Raw genomic sequence first — 23,565 nt, 5'->3', positions numbered from 1 at the left:
GCGCAGCGTCGCGAAAGACCCCTTTCTCAGCGGAGCGCCGCGTATGCCTACTCCGCCGGGACGGGGGTCCCTCGACTGCGGCGCTTCGCGCCTCCGCTCGGGATGACACTCATTGCCAGGCGCTTCGCGCCTCCGCTCGGGATGAGACTCATGCCAGGCGCGGCGCGTCTTCGCTCGCGGTGACAATGCACGCTTGCTCTACAACTAGACCGCCGCGAAGCTCCGCGCGGCGAAATAGAGGCCGCACCCCGCCACGAAGCTCAACGGAATGCGAAGGCCAGGCCGATCCTGAAACTCCGGCACCAGGTTCGACGCGCCAACGTACAGGGTGACGCCGGCCGAGATCGCGAGCCCGTACCGCTGCAAGAACGACAATTGATTCGTGATCAGCACGCCCGCGATCGTCGACAGCCCGAGCATCGCGGCCGCGATCAGCGCCTTGCGACGTCCCGCACCCGCCGCCATGAAAAGGCTCGAGATCGCGAGCCCTTCGGGAAACTTGTGCAGCAGCACGGCGACGAACACCAATGCGCCCAGTCCGTTGCTGACCATCAATCCGCTCGCGACCGCGACGCCGTCGACAAACGTGTGCATCAACAATCCAACGAGCGCCGACACGCTCACCAATTCCGAGACGTGATGCGTCTCTTCACCAAAGTGGAAATGCCGGCCGATCGTATGCTGCGTCAAATGCACCAGCACGTACGCCGCGAGCACGATGACCGGCGCGATCGCTCCCGCGACGCGAATCGAATCCGGAAAGAGATCGACGAGCGAGACCGAGATCAAAAAGCCGCCGGCGAACGACAACATCGCGTCGAGCGCGCGCAGACTCCACGTGGCGCGCGACGTGACCGCGATCGCTCCCACGATGTTCGCCCCAGCGGCCGCCACGCCGTACAGTAGCGCTCCGCTCGATCGCGTCACGCCGGTTGCAATCCCAACCGTTCGGCCGCCGCGGTGACGGCGTTCACGAGATCGGGCGCCGCCGGGAAATGCTGGCGGTTGGTCTTCCAGCTCTTGCGCACGACCTTCGCCTGCTCCTCCAATCCTTTGCCCTCGAGCAGATACAGCCAGCGATCGGTGCGGGCGTAGATGAAGAGCTCGAGATAGGGATCGAGCGTCAGCTGATCGTCCGGCGTGTACACCGACAACTCGGCGCCGCCGTAGCGGGCGAGCAGAATCTTCAATCGTGCAATTCCTTCCCGCACGTCCGGCAGTGCGACGGCCTCGCCCTTCCACGAGCGACCGCTGCGCAAGTCGTCGATCACCACGTCCACAGCCGGCGGCAAGTGCTCGGTCAGTGTGTAGAACAGGTCCACGACTCGTTCCGCGTTGGCGACGACTTGCGCCGTGTATAAATCCTCTTCATGGCGAAAGGTGAATCCGTCGGCGTTCACGCGAAATCGCCGCCAGATCGAGGCCTCGGGTTGTCGCCCGCGAAAGAACATGTCGCTCCCGTGTGACATTACGGCGCGCGGCGATCGCCGCTGCCGGCTTGCTCGTGCAGCCGCTTCGCTTCTTGCAACAGCCAGTCCGCCGTGTTCCGCGCCGGATCGTCGATGACGACGTCGAGCAGCGCCTGGAGAATCTTACCGAGGGCCGGGCCCGGCTGGATGCCCACACCGCGCAAATCATCGCCGTCGATCGCCAGTGATCCAATGTCGACGGGCTGATCGAATGCGGCGCGCAACATCCGCCGGTACAACGACCCGACGGCCGCCTGACCCGGCGCGCCACCGCCTTCCGCACACCATGCCGCCGACGCGAGCCTCATAAACGCGCCAAGGTGCAGGCGTCCGACTCGCGCCACCGACCGTCGCACCTCGGCGTCGCTCGGCGGTGCGGCGCGGCTGAGCAGATCGCGCAGATCGCCGCCAAAGCTTCGCCACCGATCGACAAGCGCTTCGACGGCGTGGATTTCGTGCTTCGAGCTGCGAAGGTTGGTCATCACCTTCGCGGCCTCGCGGCCGGAGAGCTCTGACAGGAGCGCCGCGAATCGGATCGCGCGCCTCGCGGGCCGTCGCGGAACGCCGGGCATCGCCGCGTAGTCCGCGATTCGCAGCGTTTGTTCGGAGACGTCAGCCAACTGAGGCACGAGTGTGCGAAAGGCCCCGGTTTCGCGCCAGTGCAGCAACGCCGTGCTCGGGCGGCGCACCTGCTCCATCGTCTTGTCGAGCTCCTGCTTCACGCGTTCGGCGGACAGGCGTCCGAGATGCGGCGCGCTCGCTTCGATCGCGACGAGCGTCGCCGGGTCCAGCGCGAAGTCGAAGCGCGCCGCGAAGCGAATCGCGCGCAACGCTCGCAGGCGATCCTCGCGCATGCGCGCGTCCGGATCGCCGACGGCACGCACGAGTCGCCGGGCAAGATCGGCGCGGCCGCCGAACGGATCGCGCAGCTCGTCGCGCTTGGGTGAATACGCGATGGCGTTGATCGTGAAATCGCGGCGCGCGAGGTCGTCCTCGAGCGAGACACCGAATTCCACCTCGGCATGACGGCCGTCGGTGCGCACGTCGCGGCGAAACGTCGTTACCTCGTGCATCGTGTTGGCGCGGTCGAGCACACCCACCGTGCCGAAGGCAATGCCGACCGGAATCGTGCGCTTGTGACCGAAGAGCTGACGCACCTGATCGGGTGTCGCCGACGTCGCGAGATCCCAATCGAGATCGGGATGGCCGAGGAGCGCATCGCGAATTGCGCCGCCGACGCACCACGCCTCGAAACCAGCATTCTCCAATCGCTCGGCGATCTCGAGCACAGCCGGCGGTGGCGACAAGCGAGGCATGTTGGCGGATGAATTCGGTTGAGCGATCTGATGCGTGCGGGACATCAATCTAGCGCACCAAAGATGGCTAGCCACTACAACTTGGATGTTCCAATAGCGATATTGCGAAAGCGGCGCTCGTGCGTCATAGACCTGTAAATATCAGGAGCTTATTTGACCGAGCTGGAGCAACTTCTGGAAGCATCCCAGGCCGCCGAGAAGTTCAAGAAGGCGGTGCTGAGTTACTGCGTCACGGGCGATGCCGAGCTCATCCGGATTGACGGATTTGCTCCGCCGGTGAAGGTTCGCCGACTCATCGCGCACATGCTCGAAGTCGAGCCCCATCTGCCCGTGGAACGCATCGCGGTGCACGGACGCTCAGGCTGCTCCGACTTCGTCGGCACCGTGCAGGTGCACACTTCGACCGGCACCCGCGTGTTCGAGTTCGCGTGGGACTGCCGCTGGCGTGCCGAGCAGGAAGGCTGGACGGATTGCTTCGGCTTTCCCGACCAGATCCGCGCCGCCCGCGAGTACGACTGGCGCTGCTTCGAGGTCTGGCAGCCCGTCGGCGCCGAGACGGCCTCGAACGTCAATTAATACTTCTCTAATAATTCACGAATCTGTGAAACGCTGAGCCCGGCGCCCAGCGCGAGCATCACGTCGATGCGCGCCTGTTGCGGCCGCCGCGAGCCGGCGAAGATGGCGCCGCGTTCGGCCAAACGCCGGCCGCCGCCAGGATAGCCGTAGGTGCAGCCGACCCGTCCCCGCAAGGCGCGAGACGTGACGACGACCGGCTTGTCCTCCGCCACCCACCGGTCGATGCCGTCGACCATCGCGGGGGGAACGTTTCCGCGACCCATCGCCGCGATGACGACTCCCTTCCCCGCGTCGCGCGATGCATCGAGCAGACGCGAGTCGGCGCCGGCGAATGCATAAACGACGTCCACGGGCGTCGCCGGCGCGGCCGGCGTCAATACGGGAACCGGCGCGGGCAGCGCACGGCGAAAGATCACCGAACCGTCGTCGATGACGCCCAACGGTCCAAGTCCCGGGCTGTCGAACGCGTCGAGCATGTGCGTGTGCACCTTCGTGACGTCGATCGCCGCGTAGATGCGATCCGACATCACGACGACGACGCCCACGCCGCGCGAATACTCGTCGGCCGCCACCCGCACGGCAGCGCCGAGGTTGGCGGGACCGTCCCACCCGAGATCGCTCGACGTACGCATGGCGCCCGTGAACACAACGGGCTTTTCGCTCTCGACCGATCGCGCGACGAGATAGGCCGATTCCTCGAGCGTGTCGGTGCCGTGCGTGACGACGACACCATCCACGCCAGGTCGCGCGAGCTGCTCCGCGATGCGCTGCCTCAACGCCCACATGCGCTCGACCGTCATGTGCGGTCCGGGAAACGCGCCCCAGTCGTCGACCTCGAGGTCGGCGATGTCGGCCAAACCAGGAACGAGCGCCACGAGATCGGGGCCGCGCAGCGCGGGCACCGCGCCCCCCACGCCGGCGTCGTGACGCATGGAGATCGTGCCGCCGGTAAAAAGAAGAACGATCATCCGCAGAGCACGCTGCCGCCGTTCACATTGACGATCTCGCCGGTCATGTGGCGCGCGAGATCGGAGCACAGGAATACGATCGGTCCGGCGATGTCGCGCGGCGCGGCGATGCGTCCAATCGGAATGCCCGCCGCAATGCGATCGCGTCCGCCGTTCGAGAACGGCTGCTCGCACATCTCGGTGTCTACCCATCCGGGCGCGACGCTGTTCACCGTGATGCCGCGCTTGCCCAGCTCGGGCGCGAGTGATTTCACGAACGAGATCATCGCCCCCTTCGACGCGGCGTAGTCGGCGTGAAAGGCTTCGCCGCGCTGGCCGGCGGTGCTCGATACCAGCACGATCCGACCATTATCCTGCATTCGACGAATGGCGGCGCGTGTCGTATAGAAGACCGAATCGACGTTTTCGGCCATCGTGCGGCGCCACTGCACGTCCGTCATGTCGGTCAACGCCACGTCATCGCACGGCCAGATGCCGGCGCTGCCGACGAAGAAGTCCAGGCCGCCCAGCGCCGCCGCCGATCTCTCGACGAGCTCTTCGGCCCCGTGCATCGTCGAGATGTCCGACGCGTGCGCGAACGCCGTCACGCCATGGTCCTTCCGCAGTGAGGCGACAAGTCGATCCGCATCCTGCGCGCGGCTGCGATAGCCGATCGCGACGTGCGCGCCGTATTCCGCGAACAGTTGCGCCGCCGCCGCGCCGATGCCGCGCGAGCCACCGGTGATCAAGGCGCGCTTTCCCTTCAATCCGATCATAGACTGCGCTCCACGTAGTCGCAGATGAGATGCTCGATGCACAGATGCAGTTCCTGCGCGCGGTCGGTGCGATCGGTCGGAATGATGACGCTGTGATCGCTCAGCGCGCGCAATGCGCCGCCGTCTCTCGCGCTGAACGATAAAACCCCGACGCCTCGCGCCCGCGCCGCCTCGGCCGCGCGCAGCACGTTGGGCGAGTTGCCACTCGTCGAGTGGATGATCAGCAGATCACCCGTCCGGGCGAGCGCCTCGACCTGCCGCGAAAAAATGTGGTCGAAGCCGAGATCGTTGCCCGCCGCGGTGAGCAGCGAAGTATCGGTCGTCAGCGCCACCGCCGGATATGCGCGGCGATTGCGCTGATAGCGTACGACATATTCGGTCGCCATGTGCTGGGCGTCGGCCGCGCTGCCGCCGTTGCCGCAGAAGAAGAGCGTGCCGCCCCGCTCCACCGTGTCGCGCACCATGCCGAGCGCGCGCTCGAGGTCGGGGCCGAGCTCTTCGGCGGCGCGGGTCGCCAATGCGGCGAGCTCGCGCAGACCTTGATTGAAGTGTAATTGAATATCTGACATATCAGTTCTATAATTAGTGCCCGAAGACCAGCTCGCGAAGCCGTTCCATGACGCCCTTGCGGCACTCGATGGACGGCACGGGAAGCGGGTCGTCATTCGCGAGAAGACGGTGCGCGTTGTCGCGCGTGAGCAGCGCGGCCGCCTCAGCCGGCGCCACTTCGTCGAGCCACTGCCTGGCCGCGGCGAGACTCCGATGGTCCACGTGGGTATCGCTCGCGAAGCAGTCGACGAGACCGTCCGCCAGCAACTCCTCGCTCAATTTGCTCATGCGCCGCGAGCCGAGGATGGCCGTGACGTCCATCTGAATGCGGGCGCCGGCGCTTCGCCACGCGGCGACGTGCGCGCGCGTGCAGCCCCAATACCGCTCCGGGTGCGCCACGACCGGAACGACGCCCGCATCGCGCAATCGCTCGAGCTCGTCCGCGGCGTTCGGCGGGATGCCGCCGCGCGCGAACTCCACGAGGCGCGCCGTCGAACCGTCGAGTCCGAGCCTCGGATCGCGAAGGTCGGCGCCAGGCACGTCGAGCATGATCTCCCAGCCCATCGCCAATCGCGGCACGGCGGGCGCCGCCGCCGCAAGATCGGAGAGAATCTCTCTGAATCGATCGTGCGGCGCCGCGTGCGCGCGCGACGCATCGAGATGCGGCGTGCACACGACCAGCTCCACGCCCTCGGCGCCGAAGCGCTGGAGCACCGGCACCGAGGCGGCGATCGACGGCGAACCGTCATCGACGCCCGGTAAGAGGTGCGTGTGGATGTCGATCATCCGTTCGTGACGGCAGCCAGGCGGCGCGCCGCATCTCGCGCGCGCGCATCCAGTGTCGCTGGATCGTCCGCCGCGGCCTCGAACGCATAGGTGACGAGCGCATCCACGGTCAGCAGATCGAGCGCCGAGTCACGTCCCATCGACGGCCGCGCGAGCAAATCGCGCAGCAACGCCTCGGCCGCGTCGATGCATGCATCCGTCACCTCGGCACGCGGCGCCGAAAGCCGTGCGCCAAGCGCGGCTTCGATCGAAGCCGACAGCCGCTCGGGCGGCGCCGGTGTTCGCTCGCGCAGCCAGGCGGAAACGGTCACGCGCCCAATGCGCTCCGCACCAGATCCGGCGCGCGCGCGAACGCGTCGTCGAAGCGCGACGCGTCGGGAATGCCGGCTTGCGCCATGTGCGGCTTCCCGCCGCCACGTCCGCCGGCGGCCGCCGCGATGTCCTTGATCAGCGCATCGGCGCGCACGCCGCGGTCGCGCAGATCGTCGGTCACGACGACGAGCAGCGTGTTCTTTCCGTCCTCGAAGCTGGCGGCGAGCACGCCGACGCCCGATCCCAATTTCTCACGCACCGCGTCGCCGAGTGATTGAAGTTCTTTAACGTCGCCGGCGCGCACGACGCTCGTAACGAGCTGCGTGCCGTTGCCGCCGATCGCCGTCGCGCTCTTGAGCACACTCTGAAGCTGGTCGCCGCCGCCGCGCATCGCCTCGTCGAGCCGCCGCTCGAGCGCGCGCCGCTCCTCGAGCAACCCGGCCACGCGCTTCTCCACGCCGTCGAGCGGCGTCTTGAGCAGTTCGGCGAGACGATGCAGCCGCTGCTCTTCCCCGCGCAGAAGCTGGTACGCGCCGCCGGCCGTCACCGCTTCGATGCGCCGCACACCCGCCGCCACGCCCGTCTCCGCGACGATCTTGAAGATCCCGATCTCCGCCGTGTTGCGGACGTGCGTGCCGCCGCAAAGCTCCATCGAGAATTCGGGAATCGTCACGACACGCACGACGTCGCCATACTTCTCGCCGAACAGCGCCATGGCGCCGAGCGCGCGCGCGTCGTTGAACGCCATCTCGCGGTAGGTGACCGGCGCGGCCCGCCAGATCTCGCGATTGACGATCCCCTCGATCTCGACCAGCCGTTCGGGGTTGACAGGACCGTGATGAGTAAAGTCGAATCGCAGGCGATCGGGCGCGACGAGCGAGCCCGCCTGGTGCACGGCTTCGCCCAGCACCTGGCGCAGCGCGGCGTGCAGCAGGTGCGTCGCCGTGTGATTGCGCTCGGTATCGCGCCGGCGCAGCGACGGGACGCGCGCCGACGCATGGCCGAACTGAAACGTGCCCGTCATCGTGCCGATCGCGGCCGGACGTCCGTCGATCTTGCGTACGTCGTCGACTTCGACGCGCCATCCCTGACCAATGATCTCGCCCTTGTCCGAGATCTGGCCGCCCGATTCCGCATAGAACGGCGACTCGCGCAGCAGCACGGCGACACGCCCATCGGTCAAATGCTTGATCGCGGTGACTTGCGTCTCGATGTCCACCACGTCGTAGCCGACGAACGAGGCGTGCGGCGCCGCGTCCGGCGCCGGCGTCTCCCACCCCGCGAGATCGGCGAGATCGTCCGCGACCACGCCGATGCGCCGCGACCGCCGGTCCTCCTGCGAGCGTTTGCGCTGTGCGTCGAGCGCCGCCTCGAAGCCCGGCACGTCGACGACGTAACCACGCTCACGGGCCATCAACTCGGTGAGGTCGATCGGAAAACCGTACGTGTCGTAGAGCCGGAACGCGTCCTCGCCGTCGATGGTGCCGCGAATCTCGCTGCCCCCGTCCGCCGTCAGCAGCGGCGCGAGCTGCTCGAATCGCGTGAGACCGCCTTCGATCGTATCGAGGAAGCTCTGCTCTTCGATTCGCGTCGTGTTGACGATGTGCTGCGCGCGTTGGCGCAGCTCGGGATACGCATCGCCCATCGCGTCGATCACCGTTTTCACGACCTCGACCAGCGTCGGTTCCTTGCGGCCGAGCAGCCACGCATGGCGCACGGCGCGGCGGAGGATGCGTCGCAGGACGTACCCGCGTCCCTCGTTCGACGGAAAGACACCGTCGGCGAGCAGGAACGCGACCGACCGCGCGTGATCGGCGAGCACGCGATACGACGCCGGCTCGACCGCCTGCGCGTACGGCGTTCCGACGGTCTTCGCGACAGCGTCGAGCATCGGCGCGAAGAGGTCGGTGTGATACACCGACATGCTCCCCTGCGTGATGGCAGACATGCGCTCCAGACCCGCGCCCGTGTCGACCGACGGCCTCGGCAGCGGAACCAGCGTGCCGTCCGGCTGCTTGTCGAATTGCATGAACACGAGATTCCAGAACTCGACGAACCGATCCTTGTCCGACCCTTCGATGAACGCCTCGAGCGAAAACTCCTGGGCGTTCAGATCGGTCCACTCGCCGGTCGCATCATCCGGAAAGCGCCAATCCTTCACGACCTTGGCCATGTCGACGAAGATCTCCGAGCACGGGCCGCACGGTCCGGTGTCGGCCATCTGCCAGAAATTGTCCTTGTCGCCAAGGCTGTAGATGCGCGAATCGGGCAGCCCGGCAATTTCGCGCCACAGGGCGCGCGCTTCATCGTCCGAATGGTGGACGCTGACGCGCAGCAGCGACTTGTCGAGCTTCAGTTCCTCGGTGACGAACTGCCACGCGAACGTGATCGCGTCGCGCTTGAAGTAGTCGCCGAAGGAGAAGTTGCCGAGCATCTCGAAGAAGGTGCAGTGCCGGGCGGTGTGGCCGACCTGCTCGAGATCGTTGTGCTTGCCGCCCGCGCGCACACATTTCTGCGAGGTTGTCGCTCGGCGCTTTCCCTCGGGCGGGTCTTCCATGCCCAGGAAGACCTTCTTGAACTGGACCATGCCGGCGTTCGTGAACAGCAGCGTCGGATCGTCTCCCGGCACGAGCGACGAGCTCGGACGGATGACGTGTCCGTTGCGTTCGAAGTAGTTGAGAAAGCGCGAGCGGATCTCGGAGGCGAGCATACTCGAATATAGCCCCAGCGGGCGAGTTATTCCGCCCCGGGCGGGGGCGCCAACGGTGCAGAACGAGAAGATCTGACAAAATCTGACAAGATCTGTTTGCTCCGCGAAGCCATCTGATTCTCGCGCGCGAAGCGACTGTCCTTGTCAGATTCTGTCAGATCGTGTCGTGGTGCTCGTGTTCAACCGCGGCCGTCTCGTCTGTCAGCCGCGCAAGCACCCGCTGAATGTCGTCGCTGTCATAGCCGCGTCGAGCAAGAAATGCGTACAGCCGCCGCCGCCGCGTCGCCTCGTCCACCTTCGTGAGCATGCGCAACTTCTTGCGCGCGACCTTTTCAATCGACGCATCCTCATCGATGGCCTCGTCCTCGAATACCTGCGCGACCGCCTCGTCGGAGACGTCGCGCGCGACACCGCGCTTCGCGAGCTCCTGCTGAATACGCCGCCGCGAGAGTCCGGCGCCGAGCGCTTTGGAACGCGTGAGCTGTCGCGCGAAGTTGGCGTCGTCGAGCAGTCCCGATGCGCGCAATCGTTCGATCGCGGCGTCGACGTCCGCCGCCGGCTCACCTTTTCGAATGAGCAGACGCCTTAGCTCGGCAACGCCGCGGGCGCGGGCTTCGAGCATGTCGAGCGCACGATCGTATGTCGAGCGGGAAGGTTTTGTCATCGGTGTTGCCGGCGTTGCGGGTCGATGGTGTAACCACCGGGCGAAGCCCGGCTCCGCCACCGCGCCTGTGGCGCGGTCGCACCATCGCGAGGCGGTCGTCGCGGCCAAACCATCGGCGCAGAGCGCCGGCCTGACCTCACTCCGCCTCTGTAACGAAAGCGATGCCAAAAGAAAGACCGGGGAGCCGCAGACTTGTTCCGTAGGGAGTTTCCGGGTCCCAACGTCGCAAGCCTACTTCTCCCCGGCCCATTTCTCTGCCGGTGTATCGCTGTTCGATCGCTCGACCGCGTTCGTGCCGTTCCTGCCTTACTCGTCGATCGCCTCGATGTCGCCGCCAATCACCTCGCGCGGTCCGACGCCCAGGAGCGCCTTCACCTTCTCTTCGACTTCGGACATGAGCGCCGGCGTATCCTTGAGATACAACTTCGCGTTCTCCCGGCCCTGTCCAATCTTCTGACCGTTGTAGCTGTACCACGCGCCGGACTTGTCGATGATCCCCGCCTCCGACGCGATGTCCAACACCAGACTCGCGTGGCTGATCCCCTCCGCGTACATGATGTCGAACTCGGCCTGCTTGAACGGCGCGGCCACCTTGTTCTTCACCACCTTCACGCGGACGTGCGAACCCACCACGTCCTCCTTGTCCTTCACCGGGCCGATGCGGCGAATGTCGAGCCGCACCGACGCGTAAAACTTCAAGGCCTTGCCACCGGTCGTCGTTTCGGGATTGCCGAACATGACGCCGATCTTCTCACGCAACTGATTGATGAACACGACCGACGTCTTCGACCGGGCGATGGAGCCCGTCAGCTTGCGCAGCGCCTGACTCATGAGGCGCGCCTGCAACCCGACGTGCGAATCACCCATGTCGCCTTCGATTTCGGCCTTCGGCACCAGAGCCGCGACCGAGTCGATGACGACGACATCCACCGCTCCCGAACGCACCAGGATCTCGCAGATCTCGAGCGCCTGCTCGCCGGTGTCCGGCTGGGAGATCAACATCGCTTCAACGTCGACACCCAGCTTTCTTGCATACTCCGTATCGAGCGCATGCTCCGCGTCGATGTACGCCGCAACCCCACCGTTCCGTTGAGCGTTCGCGACGACGTGCAAGCACAGCGTCGTCTTGCCGCTCGATTCCGGCCCGTAGATCTCGGTGATGCGACCCCGCGGGATTCCTCCCACGCCGATCGCCGCGTCGAGATTGATCGCTCCGGTCGAAATTGCCTCGACGCGCACCTTGTTGTCCGCGCCCAGACGCATGATCGAACCTTTGCCGCAGCTCTTTTCGATCTGCGCGATGGCGAGGTTCAACGCCTTTTTCTTGTCGTCCTGCAAGGTCGACACAGCCATTATCTCACATCCTCTCGGTTAGTTGTAGTCCGCTCTGGCCGTGCAGCGTAATCGTACCGGGAAAGCGGTCGCTTCGATACCCGAATAAAATACGAAACCCCCGTCTCTTATTCAAGCCGAAATTGGAAGTGAAAATGCGTTCGGGACGTGTCGAATACGCACGCGTTCGCCTTCGACCAGCACCCCGACCACGTCGAAGCGGTAGACCTCGCTCGGGCGCCCGTGGCGGTCGATCCAGACCGACGCCGACCGGACCAATTCACGCTGCTTGGTCCAGTTGACGGCCTCGACCGGATCCCCGAACGAGTTGCCCTTGCGCGCCTTCACCTCGACGAACGCCACCGTCCCTTCCCGTTCGACCACGAGATCGATGTCGCGGTGGCCGTTCCGGAACCGGCGCTGTACCACGCGCCAGCCCTGACGCCGAAGCCACCGCTCCGCGATCCGCTCGCCCAGCTCTCCGAATTGCTGCCTGGCCGCTGACATGGGGCGAATCTCGCGTGGCGATCGTCGAACGCATCACCGAAGCAGCGCACCGCGAACCAAATCATTGCGCGTCGGTGGGCACGGCGGAAACAACCAGGGCGCACGCGGACGAACGCGGACACGGCACGGGCTCACGCGGACGACACCAGAAACGGCGTAACGGCGGAAGTCGCAGCACAACCAGTGCAGAAAAAAAAAGCCGCAAGAGAGACGCACTCTTGCAGCCCCACGACGCTCCACTGCTCTGATTTTTTGGTGTTGTGGTGTGGTCGTGTCGTAGTTCCTGGTGTTGTCCGCGTGAGCCCGCGAAGTGCCAGCGTCAGTCCGCGTGCGCCCTGTTGGTTTTCCGCCGTTCAGCGCCCAATCCGACTCAGCGCCGACACGAACTGCGCCCCGCCCATCGCCGGCACGTCGAGCGCGCTCCGCACCACGATCGGGTCGCGCTTGGTGACCCAGTACAGCCCGCGCGTCGCGTCGGCCGCACGCACGGACACCACCCAGCAATCGAACTGGCCCGCCGGCACGCGCACGCGATCCTCGCCAATCACCGCCATCCGCGTCGGCAACACCATCGTCGAGCCGAGCGTCACGAAGAGCGTACTGGCGGAATCCTCCCACGCCGGCTGAAGCGGAACGAGTCGCAGGATCGTCTCCAGCTGCGCCGCACTGACGATCGTACCGCGCGGAATTCCCGTCACGAGCGAATGGCGACCCGGAGGCCCACTCGTACCGCCATACGCGCTGTCACCGCGAAACTCGACCAGCAATCGCGCGGCGCCGATGACCGAGCTCCAATGCAACGGGCGCAGCGTCGTCGTGTCGGTGAACAGCGAGTCCGTCGAGACGCCGCCCGCGTCCAGCGTGCGCGTTTCGGCGAGCACCCACACTGAACTCCCCGCATACGTGCCGAGGGCCACCGAGACGGCGCGCGTGCCGATGTGGGTGGTGCTGACGTCGCGCTCGAGCGTGTTGTCGTAGACGAACTGCCCGGCACGAAGGGCGCTCGCGTTCACCGGCGTATTCTGCGCGCGCAGCAAATGCGTCGCACCGCCGAACGCGAGCGACGCGATCAACGCGCCGGTAACCGCAAGCGATTCACGCAGCGTACGGACGTTACCCGCGTAACCCACGTTACGCACGCAGCCCACAGATGCGATCCACCTCATCAAGCCCGACGAGCACGTCGCGCGGCTTGGGACCGTCCGGCGGCCCGAGCACGCCCGCCGCATGCAGCTGATCGATGATGCGCGCCGCGCGCCCATAGCCGACCTTGAGGCGCCGCTGCAGCAGCGACGTCGACCCCTGCTGGTTCTGCACGACGACTTCAGCCGCTTCGCGGAACAGCTTGTCGCGATCGCTCGCGTCGGCCGCGCCCTCGCCATCGGCACTGCCTGCCTCGAGCGCTTCCTTCGCGCGCACCTGGTCGAGAATGTCCGGCTCGACCTCGAGCGGCTCCTCGAGCACGAGGCCCTGCGCGGCGAGCGCCGCCCGCTTGGCATCGCGCACGCCCTGATACCACGCCATCAGGTGCTCGGTGTCTTCGCTCGAGAGATACGCGCCCTGCAACCGCGACGGTTCGGACTTGCCCGGTGGAATGAACAACATGTCGCCGTTGCCAAGCAGCATTTCCGCGCCCGCGCCGTCGATGATCGTGCGGCTGTCGACTTGCGACGCCACGCGGAACGCAATGCGACTCGGGAAGTTCGCCTTGATCAAGCCCGTGATGACGTTCACGCTCGGCCGCTGCGTCGCGAGAATGAGATGAATCCCGATCGCACGCGCCTTCTGCGCGAGCATCGCGATCGGCGTCTCGACTTCGCCCTGCACCGTCATCATGAGGTCCGCCATCTCGTCGATGATGACGACGATGTACGGCAAAATGCTGCCCTTGTACGTCGTGTCCTCGAACGCGACGTCGGCGCGCTTCGGCATCTTGAGCGCCGTGCCTTCCCCGTCGGCATGGGCCTGCACGCGCTTGTTGAATTCCTGAATGTTCCGGCAGCCGTTCGCGGCGAGCAACTCGTAGCGCTCCTGCATTTCCATCACGGCCCACTTGAGCACCGACGCCGCGTCGCGGTTGTCGGTGATCACCTTGTGGCGCAGGTGCGGCAGCGTGTTGTACACCGAGAGCTCGACCATCTTCGGGTCGACCATCAGCAAGCGCAGCGTGCGCGGCGTGTGGCGGTAGACGAGGCTCGTGATGATGGTGTTGACGCACACCGACTTGCCGGAGCCCGTGGCGCCGGCAATGAGCAGGTGCGGCATCTTCGCCAGGTCGGCGACGACGGGCTTCCCCTCGAGGTCTTTGCCGAGCGCGATGGGCAGCGCCGCGCGGGCGCCGGCGAAGTCGCGCGCTTCGATTAATTCACGAAATGCTACTATTTCAGAAATTGGATTAGGAACTTCTACACCCACCGCGCCCCGCCCCGGGATCGGCGCCACGATGCGAATCGACGCGGCGCGCATGGCGAGCGCCAGATCGTTCGACAGGTTGGCGAACTGCCGCACCTTCACCCCCGGCGCCGGCTCGACCTCGAACTGCGACACTACCGGCCCCGTCGTGCGGCCGACGAGCTCTCCATCCACGCGGAACGTCCGCAGCGCATCCATGAGCTTGACGCCCATCGCGTCGAGCTCGCGGTTCGATGCGTCCTTGTTCTTGGGCGGCACTTCGCTCAGGAGCTCGGGCGACGGCAGCGCGTCGCCCGACAGATCGAAGTGCTCGGTCGCATCGATCGCCGCTTTGATCTCCGCATCGTGCTCCGCGCTCGCCTCGGCCTTGCTCAACTTTCTCTTCCGCTTTCGATCGACGCCGCGTGATTCGGTGGCCGGATCGTCGAGCATCGCGACCGCGCCGTCGGCCATGTGTGACATGCCTGACATGAGCGACGGATCGATGGCGGGCATTTCCTCGGGCGACGGCTCGAGCATCATCGCCAACGTGTCGCCGGCTGAGGCAGCGGCCGCCCCGTCGTCCGCCTTCGGTTCGCGCTTCCGCCGCTTCTTCGGCGCCGCGTCCGCATCTTCGTCCGCGAGCTCGGGCACGCCTGCGACGACGGCCGCCGCCTTCCGATGTCCGATCAATGCGCGCACGGGATTCCACGCCAGCGTCGCCGCCATCAGCACCGAGGTCGCAAGCGCCACGACCACCCAGGCGCCAAAAATTCCGAACCAGCTGGTCCACCAGCCGGCGATCAACTCACCCCACAGACCCGCCGCGAGACTCGGCAGTCCGGGCGTCGGCGCGGGGGTCGCGAGTGCCACGGCGATCGGCAGGACCGTGGCCATTCCCGCGAAGAAGATCATCCACGAGCGATCGGTTTCGGATTCGAGGCGGCCGAACAACCGAAGCGCGCGCACCGCGGGCGCGAGCGGAACCAGCACCGCCGCGGGCCATCCGAAGAACGTCACGAGCGGTTGCGCCAACCAGGTTCCAACGACTCCGACGCTCGCCTCGACACTCACGCCCGAGTGAAGCTCCGCGAGCGCGAGCACACCGAACGCGCCCGCGAGAAAAACCGCGAACAGCAGCAGCCCGCTGCCAAGGATCTCGCGCTTGAGGGCCGCGATGCGCTGATCCTTTGCGTTGGGAAGTTGAATCGACGTCATGTGGTTCGGGATCCTGGGCCGTTCGGTCGAAATCGTGTCAGACACCGGCGCTCAACGGATGACGCGCCAGCGTCGCGAACGTTTTTTTCAACGCGCGGCGAGCATCAAATCAGTTTTGTGATGGGCGGACTAGCGTTCTCGTTCGGGCCCGACCTTCGTGATCTGCCGATCCTGATACACCGGAATGACCGGGTACGAATCGACCGTCGCGCACGCCACCAGGTCGTCCGCAAAGCCGGCCTTCTGCAACGCTTGTCCATGCTCGGACGCCTCGAAGAGCTTGTCCACGTGCTCGCCGTATTTGCGATCGATGAGCGCGCAGGCCTGCGCCGCATCGTTGAGCTCCACGTTGGTGAGCCGCTTCGACACGTTGTAGACGTAGCGGCCGGCGCAGCCCGCGTCCTCGAGCGCGAACTGGCGCTCGCGGCCCGCGCACACCACGGTGATGTCCGTGCCGCCGCGCAACGCGGCACGCAGCATGGTCAGCACCACGGTGTAGTTGACGTAGGAGCCGATGACGACGTCGCGCGCGCCAGCCGTGTTCACGATGGCGGGCGTGCCGTTGGTGGTCGTCATCAGCACCGTCTTCCCTTCCACGGCCTCGCGCGTGAACTCGAGCGGCGAGTTGCCCAAGTCGAAGCCGGGGATCGCGAGCATCTTGCGTTCGCCGGCGAGCTTGACGTCGCGGCGCTCGAACGCCTTCGCGCGCGTGACCGCTTCTTCCGACGTCTCGAAGGGGATGACCGCGCGCGCGCCGTTCGTCAGCGCGGCGGCAATCGAGGTCGACGCGCGCAACACGTCGATCACGACGACGACGCGTCCGGTGACGTCGGCCGGCGCCACGGTCTGTCCGCCGAAGAACACGTCGACGCGCACTTACACGGGTTCCTTCATCAGCTCCGTCTCGCGCTCCAGGAACTTCGTGTCCACGTCGCCCGCCATGAAGCGCGGGTTCTGCATCACACGAGCGAGAAACGGAATGGTCGTCGTCACACCTTCGATGATAAACCCATCGAGCGCCACGTGCATGCGCGCGATCGCTTCCGCACGGTCGCGTCCCTGGCAGATCAGCTTGGCGAGCAGCGAGTCGTAGAACGGCGGGACGGTGTAACCGTCGTACACGTGCGTATCGAGGCGCACGCCGGGACCGCCCGGCGGATGAAACGCCAGAATCTTTCCCGGCGACGGTTGAAAGTTTCTCGCGGGATCTTCGGCGTTGACGCGCACTTCGATGACGTGGCCGCGGAGCGGCGGCAGCTCGGTGATGCTCAGCTTTTCGCCGGCAGCGACGCGAATCTGCTCCTTCACGAGATCGACGCCGGTGAGCATCTCGGTGACGGGATGCTCGACCTGGATGCGCGTGTTCATCTCCATGAAGAAGTACGAGCCGTCTTCATCGAGCAGCATCTCGATCGTGCCGGCGCCGACGTAGTCGATCGCCTTCGCGCCGGCGACCGCGTCGCGGCCCATGCGCGCGCGCAGATCGGGCGTCATCGCGGGACTGGGGCTTTCCTCGATCAGCTTCTGGTGGCGGCGCTGCACCGAGCAGTCGCGTTCACCGAGATGGATCACGGTGCCATACTTGTCGCCCATGATCTGGAACTCGATGTGCCGAGGGCGCGCCAGGTATTTCTCGACGTAGACATCGCCGTTGCCGAACGCGCTGAGCGCTTCCGACCGCGCGAGCTGAAACGCCCGCGCGAAGTCGTCGGGATCCTTGGCGACGCGCATGCCCTTGCCGCCGCCGCCCGCCGCCGCCTTGATGATGACGGGAAACCCGATCTTTTTCGCAAACTCCAATGCTTCGTCGACGTCCTCGACGCCGCCCGGCGTGCCAGGCACGACGGGCACGCCGACGGCCATCATCGCCTTGCGCGCGGCGGCCTTGTCGCCCATCACCCGGATCTGATCCGCCGTCGGTCCGATGAACGTGATCTTCGACGCCGCGCAGATGTCCGCGAACTCGGCATTCTCGGCCAGAAATCCATAGCCGGGATGAATGGCATCCGCGCCGGTGATCTCGGCCGCGGCGATCAGCCGCGGAATGTTGAGGTACGATTCGCGCGCCGGGGCGGGACCGATGCACACGTCGTCGTCCGCGAACCGCACGTGCAGCGATTCGCGATCGGCCTCGGAGTAGACCGCCACCGTCTGCACGCCCAGCTCGCGGCATGCGCGAATGACGCGCAACGCGATCTCTCCGCGATTGGCTATTAGAACTTTATTAAACATGATATGTCGTGGTCATCCCGAGCGAAGGCGCGTAGCGCCGAAGTCGAGGGACCCCCGTCTCAGCGGTGCGCTGCTCCGCCGTCGGGCCGGGGGTCCCTCGACTCGCTCCGCTCGCTCGGGATGACACAGAACCCTGATTTGTACGATGTGTCCTCACCCGTTCGGATCCTCGAATCCCGCCCACGAGCTGTCGCTCGTGCCGGCCACGCCCTGAACGCGCAGCGCGAACTCCGCGGGGCTCGTGGCGTAGAAGACGGCGCTCTCGTACGAGACGATGCCGCGCGAGTAGTGTTGCATGAGCGACTGATCGAAGCTCTGCATTCCGTATTGCACCGCGCCCTCTTTGATGAGATCCGGAATGTTCAGCATCTTTTCCATGTCGCGAATGTTGTCGCGGACCGCCGCCGTGTTGATCAGCACTTCCGCCGCCGGAATGCGCCCGTGCTTGTCGGCACGCGGCACCAGGCGCAGCGAGACGACCGCCTGTAGCGCGCTCGCCAGCGAGAATCGCACCTCGGCCTGTTGGTGCGGCGGATAGAACGACAGCACGCGGTTGATCGTCTGCGTGGCGTCCATGGTGTGGAGCGTCGAGAACACGAGGTGGCCCGTGTCGGCCGCCTTGAGCGCCGTATCCAGCGTTTCGAGATCTCGAATTTCGCCGATGAGGATGACGTCCGGATCCTGACGCAGCACGCGCCGGAGCGCCTGGCCGAAGTTGGCGGTATCCGTGCCGACTTCGCGCTGGTTGATGTGGCAGTTGATGTCGCGGTGCAGGAACTCGATCGGATCCTCGATCGTGATCACGTTCGCGCGGCGATTCTCGTTGATGTGCTGGATCATCGCCGCCAGCGCCGTCGACTTGCCGGAGCCCGTGACCCCCGTGACCAGCACGAGGCCGCGCGGCTTCATCGCGATCTCCTCGAGCACCGTGGGGAGATTCAGCTCGGCCAGCGTGCGCGCCTGATACGGAATGGCACGCATGGCATAGCAGAGCGATCCTCGCTGCTGATAGACGTTCACGCGGAAGCGGCCAATGCCCGGCACGCCGATCGCGAAATCGCACTCCTTTTCGTCCGCGAACTGTTTCACCTGCCGCGGCGTCATCAGCTGCTCTGCCAGTCCCTTCAGATCTTCCGGACGCAGCGGCGGCTGCTCGAGCGGCTCGAGCTCACCGTCCACGCGAATCGTCGGCGGACGCCCGACTTTGAGGTGCAAGTCGGATCCGTTGCGGCGGATCATCTCCTGCAGCACCATCTTGAAGTTGATGCCGCCGGCCGGCGCGGTGCCTGGTGGCGCGGCGCCCGAATCGCCGGCGGTGGGCGCCGGATTAGCCATGCGGATCGATCTTGAACAGCACCTGGCCGTATTCCACCGGCTGCGCGTCTTGCGCGAGCACTTCCTTCACCACGCCGGCGTACTCCGACTCGATCTCGTTCATGATCTTCATCGCCTCGATGATGCAGACGATCTGCCCCTTCGCCACGCGATCGCCCACGGAGACGTATGCCTTCGCGCCAGGCTCGGGCGACTTGTAGAACGTGCCGACCATCGGCGATTTGACGTCGAGTCCCGCGCTCTTCGCCGCTTCACCGGACGTCGCGGGCACGTCGCTCTCGCTGACGGCGGCGAGGCCCTGGGCGGGCGACAGGCGCGGCGCCGCCGGCAGCATGGCCGGCATCGGGATCGGTGCGGCGACCTGCACCGCGCCGCGCTGATTCGGACTCTTGGAGATGCGAATCTTCATCCCCTTGTCCGACGTAATCTCGATCGAGTCGACGGTCGATTCGTCGATCATCTCGATCAGCTTCTTCACGTAGCGTAAGTCGATCATAGGCCTCGAATGAGTCGCGCCGAACGACGCGATGCCAGCGCACCCGTCACCCGAGCTCGATGAGCTCGCGCGTGAATCTCGTGAGGATCGTCGGGCCGCCGGGGCCGAGGAACACGTCGTCCTCGATGCGAACACCGCCCCAGCCGGGCCGATAGATCCCCGGCTCGATTGTCACCACTGCGCCTTCGGCCAACGCGCCTTCGGCCGTCCGTGCCAGCCGCGGCGCTTCGTGCACTTCCAATCCCAGTCCATGTCCCAGGCTGTGGCCGAACAGATCGCCATAGCCGCGCTGCTCAATGTAGTCGCGCGCGATGGCATCGGCATCCCGGCCGGTCATCCCGGCGTGAACCCGGTGCGCGGCCGCTTCGTTCGCGGTGCGCACGACGTCATACACCTCGCGCTGCTCGTCGTCGGCCTTGCCCACCACGAACGTCCGCGTCACGTCGGCACAGTAGCCCTTGGTCTCCGCGCCGAAATCCAACAGCAGAAAATCGCCTCGCTCGAGCGCGCGTGCGGACGACCGCGCATGCGGAAGCGCCGAGCGTGGACCGGAGGCGACGATGGATGGAAATGGAAATCCTTCGCTGCCTTCGTCGCGCAACGCCTTCTCGAGCGCGCCCGCGACCTCGAGCTCCGACATGCCCGCTTTCACCTGCGGCATCGTTCGTTCGAGCGCGCGAGTCGCGATGCCATTCGCCGCTTCGATCAACGCCAGCTCGCCGGCATCCTTTCGTTCGCGCAACGTCTCGACGAGATCGACTGTCGGCCGCCACTGCCATCGCGCCCCGGCCTCGAGCAACCGTTGAAAATCGCGATGCAACAAGTGGCTCGACTCGAAGCCGGCCACCTCGAGGTTCCACTGCTGCGACAGCTGCGACAGCTCGCGCCACAGCCCCGTCCACAGGCTTTGCGCCTCGATGCTGATCCGCGCGAGACCGCCAACTTCCTCGGCGATCTGCGTCTGGTATCTGAAATCCGTGATGAGCACGACGTCGCGCGGCGTGACGAACAACAGCGCGCTCGAGCCGGAGAATCCGGTGAGATAGCGAATGTTCGCGAGGCTCGTGACGAGCAACCCGTCGACATGCGCGGCCGTCAGCCCGTCGGCGAGCGCCGACAGGCGGCGCGTGCGCGCTTCAGGCACGAGCGGACAGCGTACGAGCCAGCCCGCGCAGCGCGAGCTCGTAACCGTAGGTGCCCAGTCCCACCACCGTCCCAACCGCGGCCGACGCCAGCATCGAGTGCCGGCGTTCGGCCTCGCGCGCGTAGACATTCGTGATGTGCACTTCGACGAACGGCACCGCGATGGCCGAGAGCGCGTCGCGAATGGCGAGGCTCGAGTGGGTGTACGCGCCCGCGTTGACGACGATGCCGTCGACCTTGCCGCGCCACGAATGGATCGTGTCGATCATGTCGCCCTCGCCATTATGCTGGGCGAACTCGAGGTCGGCGCCAAGCTCTTTCGCGACGCCGCGCAACGACTTCTCGATGTCGGCGAGCGACTCGCGTCCGTAGAGCGACGGCTCGCGTGTTCCGAGCAGGTTCAGATTCGGCCCGTTGAGAACGGCGATCTTCACGTTGTTCTCACGTTGTCTTCACGTTTTTTTCAGGCCGTTGAGCCACGCGTTGAATTGCGCGATGTCGTCGGTCGCTTCAGCGGCGCCGCCTGGAGGCGTATCCGTTCCGCCAGGCGACGATTCTCCCTCTTCGGCCGAAAAGAATTGATCGAATGAAAACCCATCACCGGTTCCACCACTCTCGGCCGGTGGCGCGCCGCCGCCCTTGAACACGTGATCGAGCGAGAGCTCGTTCGATGCGCGATGCGCGGGCATGCCCTGCAGCGGTTCCGTGCCGGGGCCTTCGGGTGCGAATGCTTCGGCGAGGGTATTCGCGGCCGCGGCATCGGGAGCCGCTGCGTCGGCGCCGCCGAAGAACACGTCGAGTGAATCACTGACGGTCTGCACGCTCGACGGAGTCGGGCGTCTTGGCGCGACGGGCTCGGGCGAATCCTCCGCCGCGGGCTCATCAGAGAACTCGAAAGTCGGCGCGGGCGCGTACGACCGCGGCTCGTCGGCGACGGATTCAGCAACCTCGGGCGCGGCGGCGTTTCGGGTCACGAGACCGAGCAGGAAATCGCGAATGGTCGGACCGCCGTATGTATGAGCGGTGGCGACCGGCTCGATCTCGAACATGGGCTCAGGTTCCGTTTCCCCTTCCGGTTGCGGCGCCGCTTCCTCGACCGGCGACGTGCCGAACACACGCTGCTCGACGGCGTCGAGCTTGGTCTGCAGGTCGGTGTCGTCCGGGCGCATCTCGACGAGCTTGCGGTAAATGTCGAGCGCCGAGTCGAGGTGGCCCTGTTGGAGATAGAGCTCCGCCATCGTCTCCGTGACGAACGCGGGCTGCTCGGCGGAGACGTCGACGTGCGCATCGTCGTCCACGACAGACGGTTCGGCCGGCGCGTGGGCGAACGATTCGGCAAACGACTCGGCGAACGACTCCTCGGGCCGATCGGCCGGCGGTTCAGCCGGGGGTTCGGCCGGCGCGCGCTCGGTGATCGGCGGCGTTTCGTAGAACGGCTCCATCTCGATCGGCTGCGGCTCGACGTCGGCCGAGGATGCGATCACGCCCGGCTCGAATGTCTCGAGTCCGTCGAGCGCGTCTGTGTCGCTCGCGGTCGTCGTGGGCGGCAAGCCGTCGTCCGGTAACCCGATGTTGAGATCCGACGCCAACTCGATCTCGGGCGCCGTTTGCGGCTCGAGATCGAGCTTCGACTCGGCAGCCGCTGCCGCCATTTCCGCCATTCCTGGCTTTGCCGCAATCGCGAACGGATCGATCTCGAACGGCTCGTCGAGCGCGGGCGGTGCGGGCGGCTGTTCCTGGACCTCGGTTACGTCCGCCGTGACATTCGCCTCGGGGAAATCAAACGTCTCGGCCGGCTCGGCCGCCGGCTGGTCGATTTGGTCGATTTGGCCTGGTTCGTCGGCTTCGTCGACTCGCGCAACCGGCTTCGATGCGCGCAACGAGCTCAGAGGCACACCACCGAGGTCGAAGCTGTCGAGGTCGAGCAGGTCCTCTTCCTTGGGCGCGTGCTGCGAGCGGGAGCTTTGCTCGATGGTCGGCGGCAGAGGCGGCGGCGCAGCCGGTGTCGACGGCAGCGGTGGCAGCGGTGGCGGCTCGACCTGCGAAGCGTTCGCCGGCTCGAGGCTGGTGTCGGTTGCCTTCTCCACTTCGAGTCCGGCAGCAGTCGCCGCAGGTGCCGCGATTGCCGAGTTGCTCAGCGGTGTCGGCGCTGTGTGATCGACGGCCGGTGCTTGCCTCGACGGCGTCGGCACGAACGGCGGCGGCGTCTCGGACGCGAGGAGCGACATCATGATCTGCGCGATCTCTTCATTGCGCGGATCCGCTTCGAGCACGCGCTGGTACCAGATGCGTGCGGTGTTCGCGTCGCCGGCCTGCCGGGCGATGTCGCCGAGGTGGCGGAGGGCGATGAGGTTTTCGGGGTCGAGCGACAGTGCCGTCTCGAACACGGTACGCGCTTCGTCGAGGCGATTGAGCTCGTAGAGCGCCTGCCCATACACGATGTGCCCGCTCATGTGGCCGGGCTGCTGGGGGAGGTACTCCTGGCAGATGAAGATCGCCTGCTCGAGGTCACCGGCCTTGCGATACTCGTTGGCCAGTGGGGCGAAGTAACGCCGCGGATTCTCGTCGAATTTTTTGCGAAGTTCGTCGATACGGGCGGAACTTGCGGCCATTGAAGCCCTCGATTCGGACAAGCGGCGTGAGGGCCGAAGCCCGGTGCCGGACGAATGCGGATAATACACAGACCCGACGAGGCGCGTCAATCAGAAGTCACACCATCACTTGATTTTAGGTCGTGTCGCGTTCTAACTTTACGAGCTTATCGCGTTCGAGTTTTTCCTCCCCTTTTGCGCTGCGGAATCGTTCC

At 65.9% G+C, this 23,565-nt stretch carries 22 protein-coding genes; 1 reads left to right on the top strand and 21 read right to left on the bottom strand.

The genetic code is table 11. The features are described from left to right. Positions 1–204: 204 nt before the first annotated feature. Genes VN706_07810 through VN706_07800 form a run of 3 tightly spaced genes read right to left on the bottom strand, consistent with a single transcriptional unit; the run spans position 205 to position 2,785 of the window. Positions 205–927 carry a ZIP family metal transporter gene (locus tag VN706_07810; protein HXT15522.1) on the bottom strand — a complete coding sequence of 241 codons (723 nt, stop codon included), beginning with the start codon at positions 925–927 and terminating at the stop codon, positions 205–207. Beyond that, complete coding sequence (locus VN706_07805) at positions 924–1,469, bottom strand: hypothetical protein (GenBank protein HXT15521.1); 546 nt, start codon at positions 1,467–1,469, stop codon at positions 924–926. The genes VN706_07810 and VN706_07805 overlap by 4 nt, the downstream gene beginning before the upstream one ends. After that, complete coding sequence (locus tag VN706_07800) at positions 1,469–2,785, bottom strand: CCA tRNA nucleotidyltransferase (protein ID HXT15520.1); 1,317 nt, start codon at positions 2,783–2,785, stop codon at positions 1,469–1,471. The genes VN706_07805 and VN706_07800 overlap by 1 nt, the downstream gene beginning before the upstream one ends. A gap of 153 nt (positions 2,786–2,938) precedes the next feature. On the opposite strand from VN706_07800, the gene VN706_07795 reads away from it, so the two are divergent. Beyond that, positions 2,939–3,361 (top strand): hypothetical protein, encoded by a 423-nt coding sequence (locus VN706_07795; protein HXT15519.1) that lies wholly within the window; start codon positions 2,939–2,941, stop codon positions 3,359–3,361. Here VN706_07795 and VN706_07790 read toward each other — a convergent pair. The 18 genes from VN706_07790 to VN706_07705 form a co-directional block, all read right to left on the bottom strand. Further along, the gene (locus VN706_07790) at positions 3,358–4,329 is read right to left on the bottom strand and encodes an asparaginase (protein HXT15518.1); all 972 of its coding nucleotides are present in this window, start codon (positions 4,327–4,329) and stop codon (positions 3,358–3,360) included. The genes VN706_07795 and VN706_07790 overlap by 4 nt on opposite strands. Beyond that, positions 4,326–5,084, bottom strand: coding sequence for an SDR family oxidoreductase (locus tag VN706_07785; protein ID HXT15517.1), 759 nt, complete (start codon positions 5,082–5,084; stop codon positions 4,326–4,328). The genes VN706_07790 and VN706_07785 overlap by 4 nt, the downstream gene beginning before the upstream one ends. Next, on the bottom strand, positions 5,081–5,653 hold the full coding sequence (locus tag VN706_07780; protein HXT15516.1) for an SIS domain-containing protein: 573 nt from the start codon (positions 5,651–5,653) through the stop codon (positions 5,081–5,083). Before VN706_07780 ends, VN706_07785 begins: the two co-directional genes overlap by 4 nt. 13 nt (positions 5,654–5,666) lie before the next feature. Beyond that, positions 5,667–6,419 (bottom strand): CpsB/CapC family capsule biosynthesis tyrosine phosphatase, encoded by a 753-nt coding sequence (locus VN706_07775; protein ID HXT15515.1) that lies wholly within the window; start codon positions 6,417–6,419, stop codon positions 5,667–5,669. Then, on the bottom strand, positions 6,416–6,730 hold the full coding sequence (locus VN706_07770; GenBank protein HXT15514.1) for a hypothetical protein: 315 nt from the start codon (positions 6,728–6,730) through the stop codon (positions 6,416–6,418). The genes VN706_07775 and VN706_07770 overlap by 4 nt, the downstream gene beginning before the upstream one ends. Then, positions 6,727–9,441, bottom strand: coding sequence for an alanine--tRNA ligase (alaS, locus tag VN706_07765; protein ID HXT15513.1), 2,715 nt, complete (start codon positions 9,439–9,441; stop codon positions 6,727–6,729). Before alaS ends, VN706_07770 begins: the two co-directional genes overlap by 4 nt. Before the next feature lie 154 nt (positions 9,442–9,595). Then, positions 9,596–10,105 carry a regulatory protein RecX gene (locus tag VN706_07760; GenBank protein HXT15512.1) on the bottom strand — a complete coding sequence of 170 codons (510 nt, stop codon included), beginning with the start codon at positions 10,103–10,105 and terminating at the stop codon, positions 9,596–9,598. A gap of 306 nt (positions 10,106–10,411) precedes the next feature. Continuing rightward, positions 10,412–11,458, bottom strand: a complete 1,047-nt coding sequence (recA, locus tag VN706_07755) for a recombinase RecA (protein ID HXT15511.1) — start codon at positions 11,456–11,458, stop codon at positions 10,412–10,414. 111 nt (positions 11,459–11,569) lie between these two features. Further along, a complete protein-coding gene (locus VN706_07750) occupies positions 11,570–11,944 on the bottom strand; it encodes a YraN family protein (GenBank protein ID HXT15510.1) in 375 nt (124 codons plus the stop codon). A 353-nt stretch (positions 11,945–12,297) separates the two neighbouring features. Next, the gene (locus VN706_07745) at positions 12,298–13,083 is read right to left on the bottom strand and encodes a hypothetical protein (GenBank protein ID HXT15509.1); all 786 of its coding nucleotides are present in this window, start codon (positions 13,081–13,083) and stop codon (positions 12,298–12,300) included. Continuing rightward, entirely contained in the window at positions 13,076–15,553 is a 2,478-nt protein-coding gene (locus VN706_07740) for a DNA translocase FtsK 4TM domain-containing protein (protein HXT15508.1), read from the bottom strand. The genes VN706_07745 and VN706_07740 overlap by 8 nt, the downstream gene beginning before the upstream one ends. Positions 15,554–15,682: 129 nt before the next feature. Beyond that, the gene (locus tag VN706_07735; protein HXT15507.1) at positions 15,683–16,429 is read right to left on the bottom strand and encodes a 2-phosphosulfolactate phosphatase; all 747 of its coding nucleotides are present in this window, start codon (positions 16,427–16,429) and stop codon (positions 15,683–15,685) included. Continuing rightward, a complete protein-coding gene (gene accC / locus VN706_07730) occupies positions 16,430–17,785 on the bottom strand; it encodes an acetyl-CoA carboxylase biotin carboxylase subunit (protein ID HXT15506.1) in 1,356 nt (451 codons plus the stop codon). 153 nt (positions 17,786–17,938) lie between these two features. Further along, positions 17,939–19,120 (bottom strand): type IV pilus twitching motility protein PilT, encoded by a 1,182-nt coding sequence (locus VN706_07725; protein HXT15505.1) that lies wholly within the window; start codon positions 19,118–19,120, stop codon positions 17,939–17,941. Further along, positions 19,113–19,616 carry an acetyl-CoA carboxylase biotin carboxyl carrier protein gene (gene accB, locus VN706_07720; GenBank protein HXT15504.1) on the bottom strand — a complete coding sequence of 168 codons (504 nt, stop codon included), beginning with the start codon at positions 19,614–19,616 and terminating at the stop codon, positions 19,113–19,115. Before accB ends, VN706_07725 begins: the two co-directional genes overlap by 8 nt. Positions 19,617–19,662: 46 nt before the next feature. Further along, on the bottom strand, positions 19,663–20,760 hold the full coding sequence (locus VN706_07715) for an aminopeptidase P family protein (GenBank protein HXT15503.1): 1,098 nt from the start codon (positions 20,758–20,760) through the stop codon (positions 19,663–19,665). Continuing rightward, positions 20,753–21,193, bottom strand: coding sequence for a type II 3-dehydroquinate dehydratase (gene aroQ / locus VN706_07710; GenBank protein HXT15502.1), 441 nt, complete (start codon positions 21,191–21,193; stop codon positions 20,753–20,755). The genes VN706_07715 and aroQ overlap by 8 nt, the downstream gene beginning before the upstream one ends. Positions 21,194–21,211: 18 nt before the next feature. Then, entirely contained in the window at positions 21,212–23,371 is a 2,160-nt protein-coding gene (locus tag VN706_07705) for a tetratricopeptide repeat protein (GenBank protein ID HXT15501.1), read from the bottom strand. Positions 23,372–23,565 lie beyond the last annotated feature (194 nt).

It is taken from the genome of Gemmatimonadaceae bacterium (assembly GCA_035606695.1).
In the GTDB taxonomy this organism is placed as follows: Bacteria; Gemmatimonadota; Gemmatimonadetes; order Gemmatimonadales; family Gemmatimonadaceae; genus JAQBQB01.
The sequence above is the reverse complement of the archived record's forward strand: the minus strand, read 5'-3'. Positions and strand labels throughout refer to the sequence as shown.

Coding starts and splice junctions, on each gene's coding strand:
- VN706_07805 (HXT15521.1), bottom strand. CDS start 1,469: ATGTCACACGGGAGCGACATGTTCTTTCGCGGGCGACAACCCGAGGCC.
- VN706_07800 (HXT15520.1), bottom strand. CDS start 2,785: ATGCCTCGCTTGTCGCCACCGCCGGCTGTGCTCGAGATCGCCGAGCGA.
- VN706_07790 (HXT15518.1), bottom strand. CDS start 4,329: ATGATCGTTCTTCTTTTTACCGGCGGCACGATCTCCATGCGTCACGAC.
- VN706_07785 (HXT15517.1), bottom strand. CDS start 5,084: ATGATCGGATTGAAGGGAAAGCGCGCCTTGATCACCGGTGGCTCGCGC.
- VN706_07780 (HXT15516.1), bottom strand. CDS start 5,653: ATGTCAGATATTCAATTACACTTCAATCAAGGTCTGCGCGAGCTCGCC.
- VN706_07775 (HXT15515.1), bottom strand. CDS start 6,419: ATGATCGACATCCACACGCACCTCTTACCGGGCGTCGATGACGGTTCG.
- alaS (HXT15513.1), bottom strand. CDS start 9,441: ATGCTCGCCTCCGAGATCCGCTCGCGCTTTCTCAACTACTTCGAACGC.
- VN706_07760 (HXT15512.1), bottom strand. CDS start 10,105: ATGACAAAACCTTCCCGCTCGACATACGATCGTGCGCTCGACATGCTC.
- recA (HXT15511.1), bottom strand. CDS start 11,458: ATGGCTGTGTCGACCTTGCAGGACGACAAGAAAAAGGCGTTGAACCTC.
- VN706_07750 (HXT15510.1), bottom strand. CDS start 11,944: ATGTCAGCGGCCAGGCAGCAATTCGGAGAGCTGGGCGAGCGGATCGCG.
- VN706_07740 (HXT15508.1), bottom strand. CDS start 15,553: ATGACGTCGATTCAACTTCCCAACGCAAAGGATCAGCGCATCGCGGCC.
- accC (HXT15506.1), bottom strand. CDS start 17,785: ATGTTTAATAAAGTTCTAATAGCCAATCGCGGAGAGATCGCGTTGCGC.
- VN706_07725 (HXT15505.1), bottom strand. CDS start 19,120: ATGGCTAATCCGGCGCCCACCGCCGGCGATTCGGGCGCCGCGCCACCA.
- accB (HXT15504.1), bottom strand. CDS start 19,616: ATGATCGACTTACGCTACGTGAAGAAGCTGATCGAGATGATCGACGAA.
- VN706_07705 (HXT15501.1), bottom strand. CDS start 23,371: ATGGCCGCAAGTTCCGCCCGTATCGACGAACTTCGCAAAAAATTCGAC.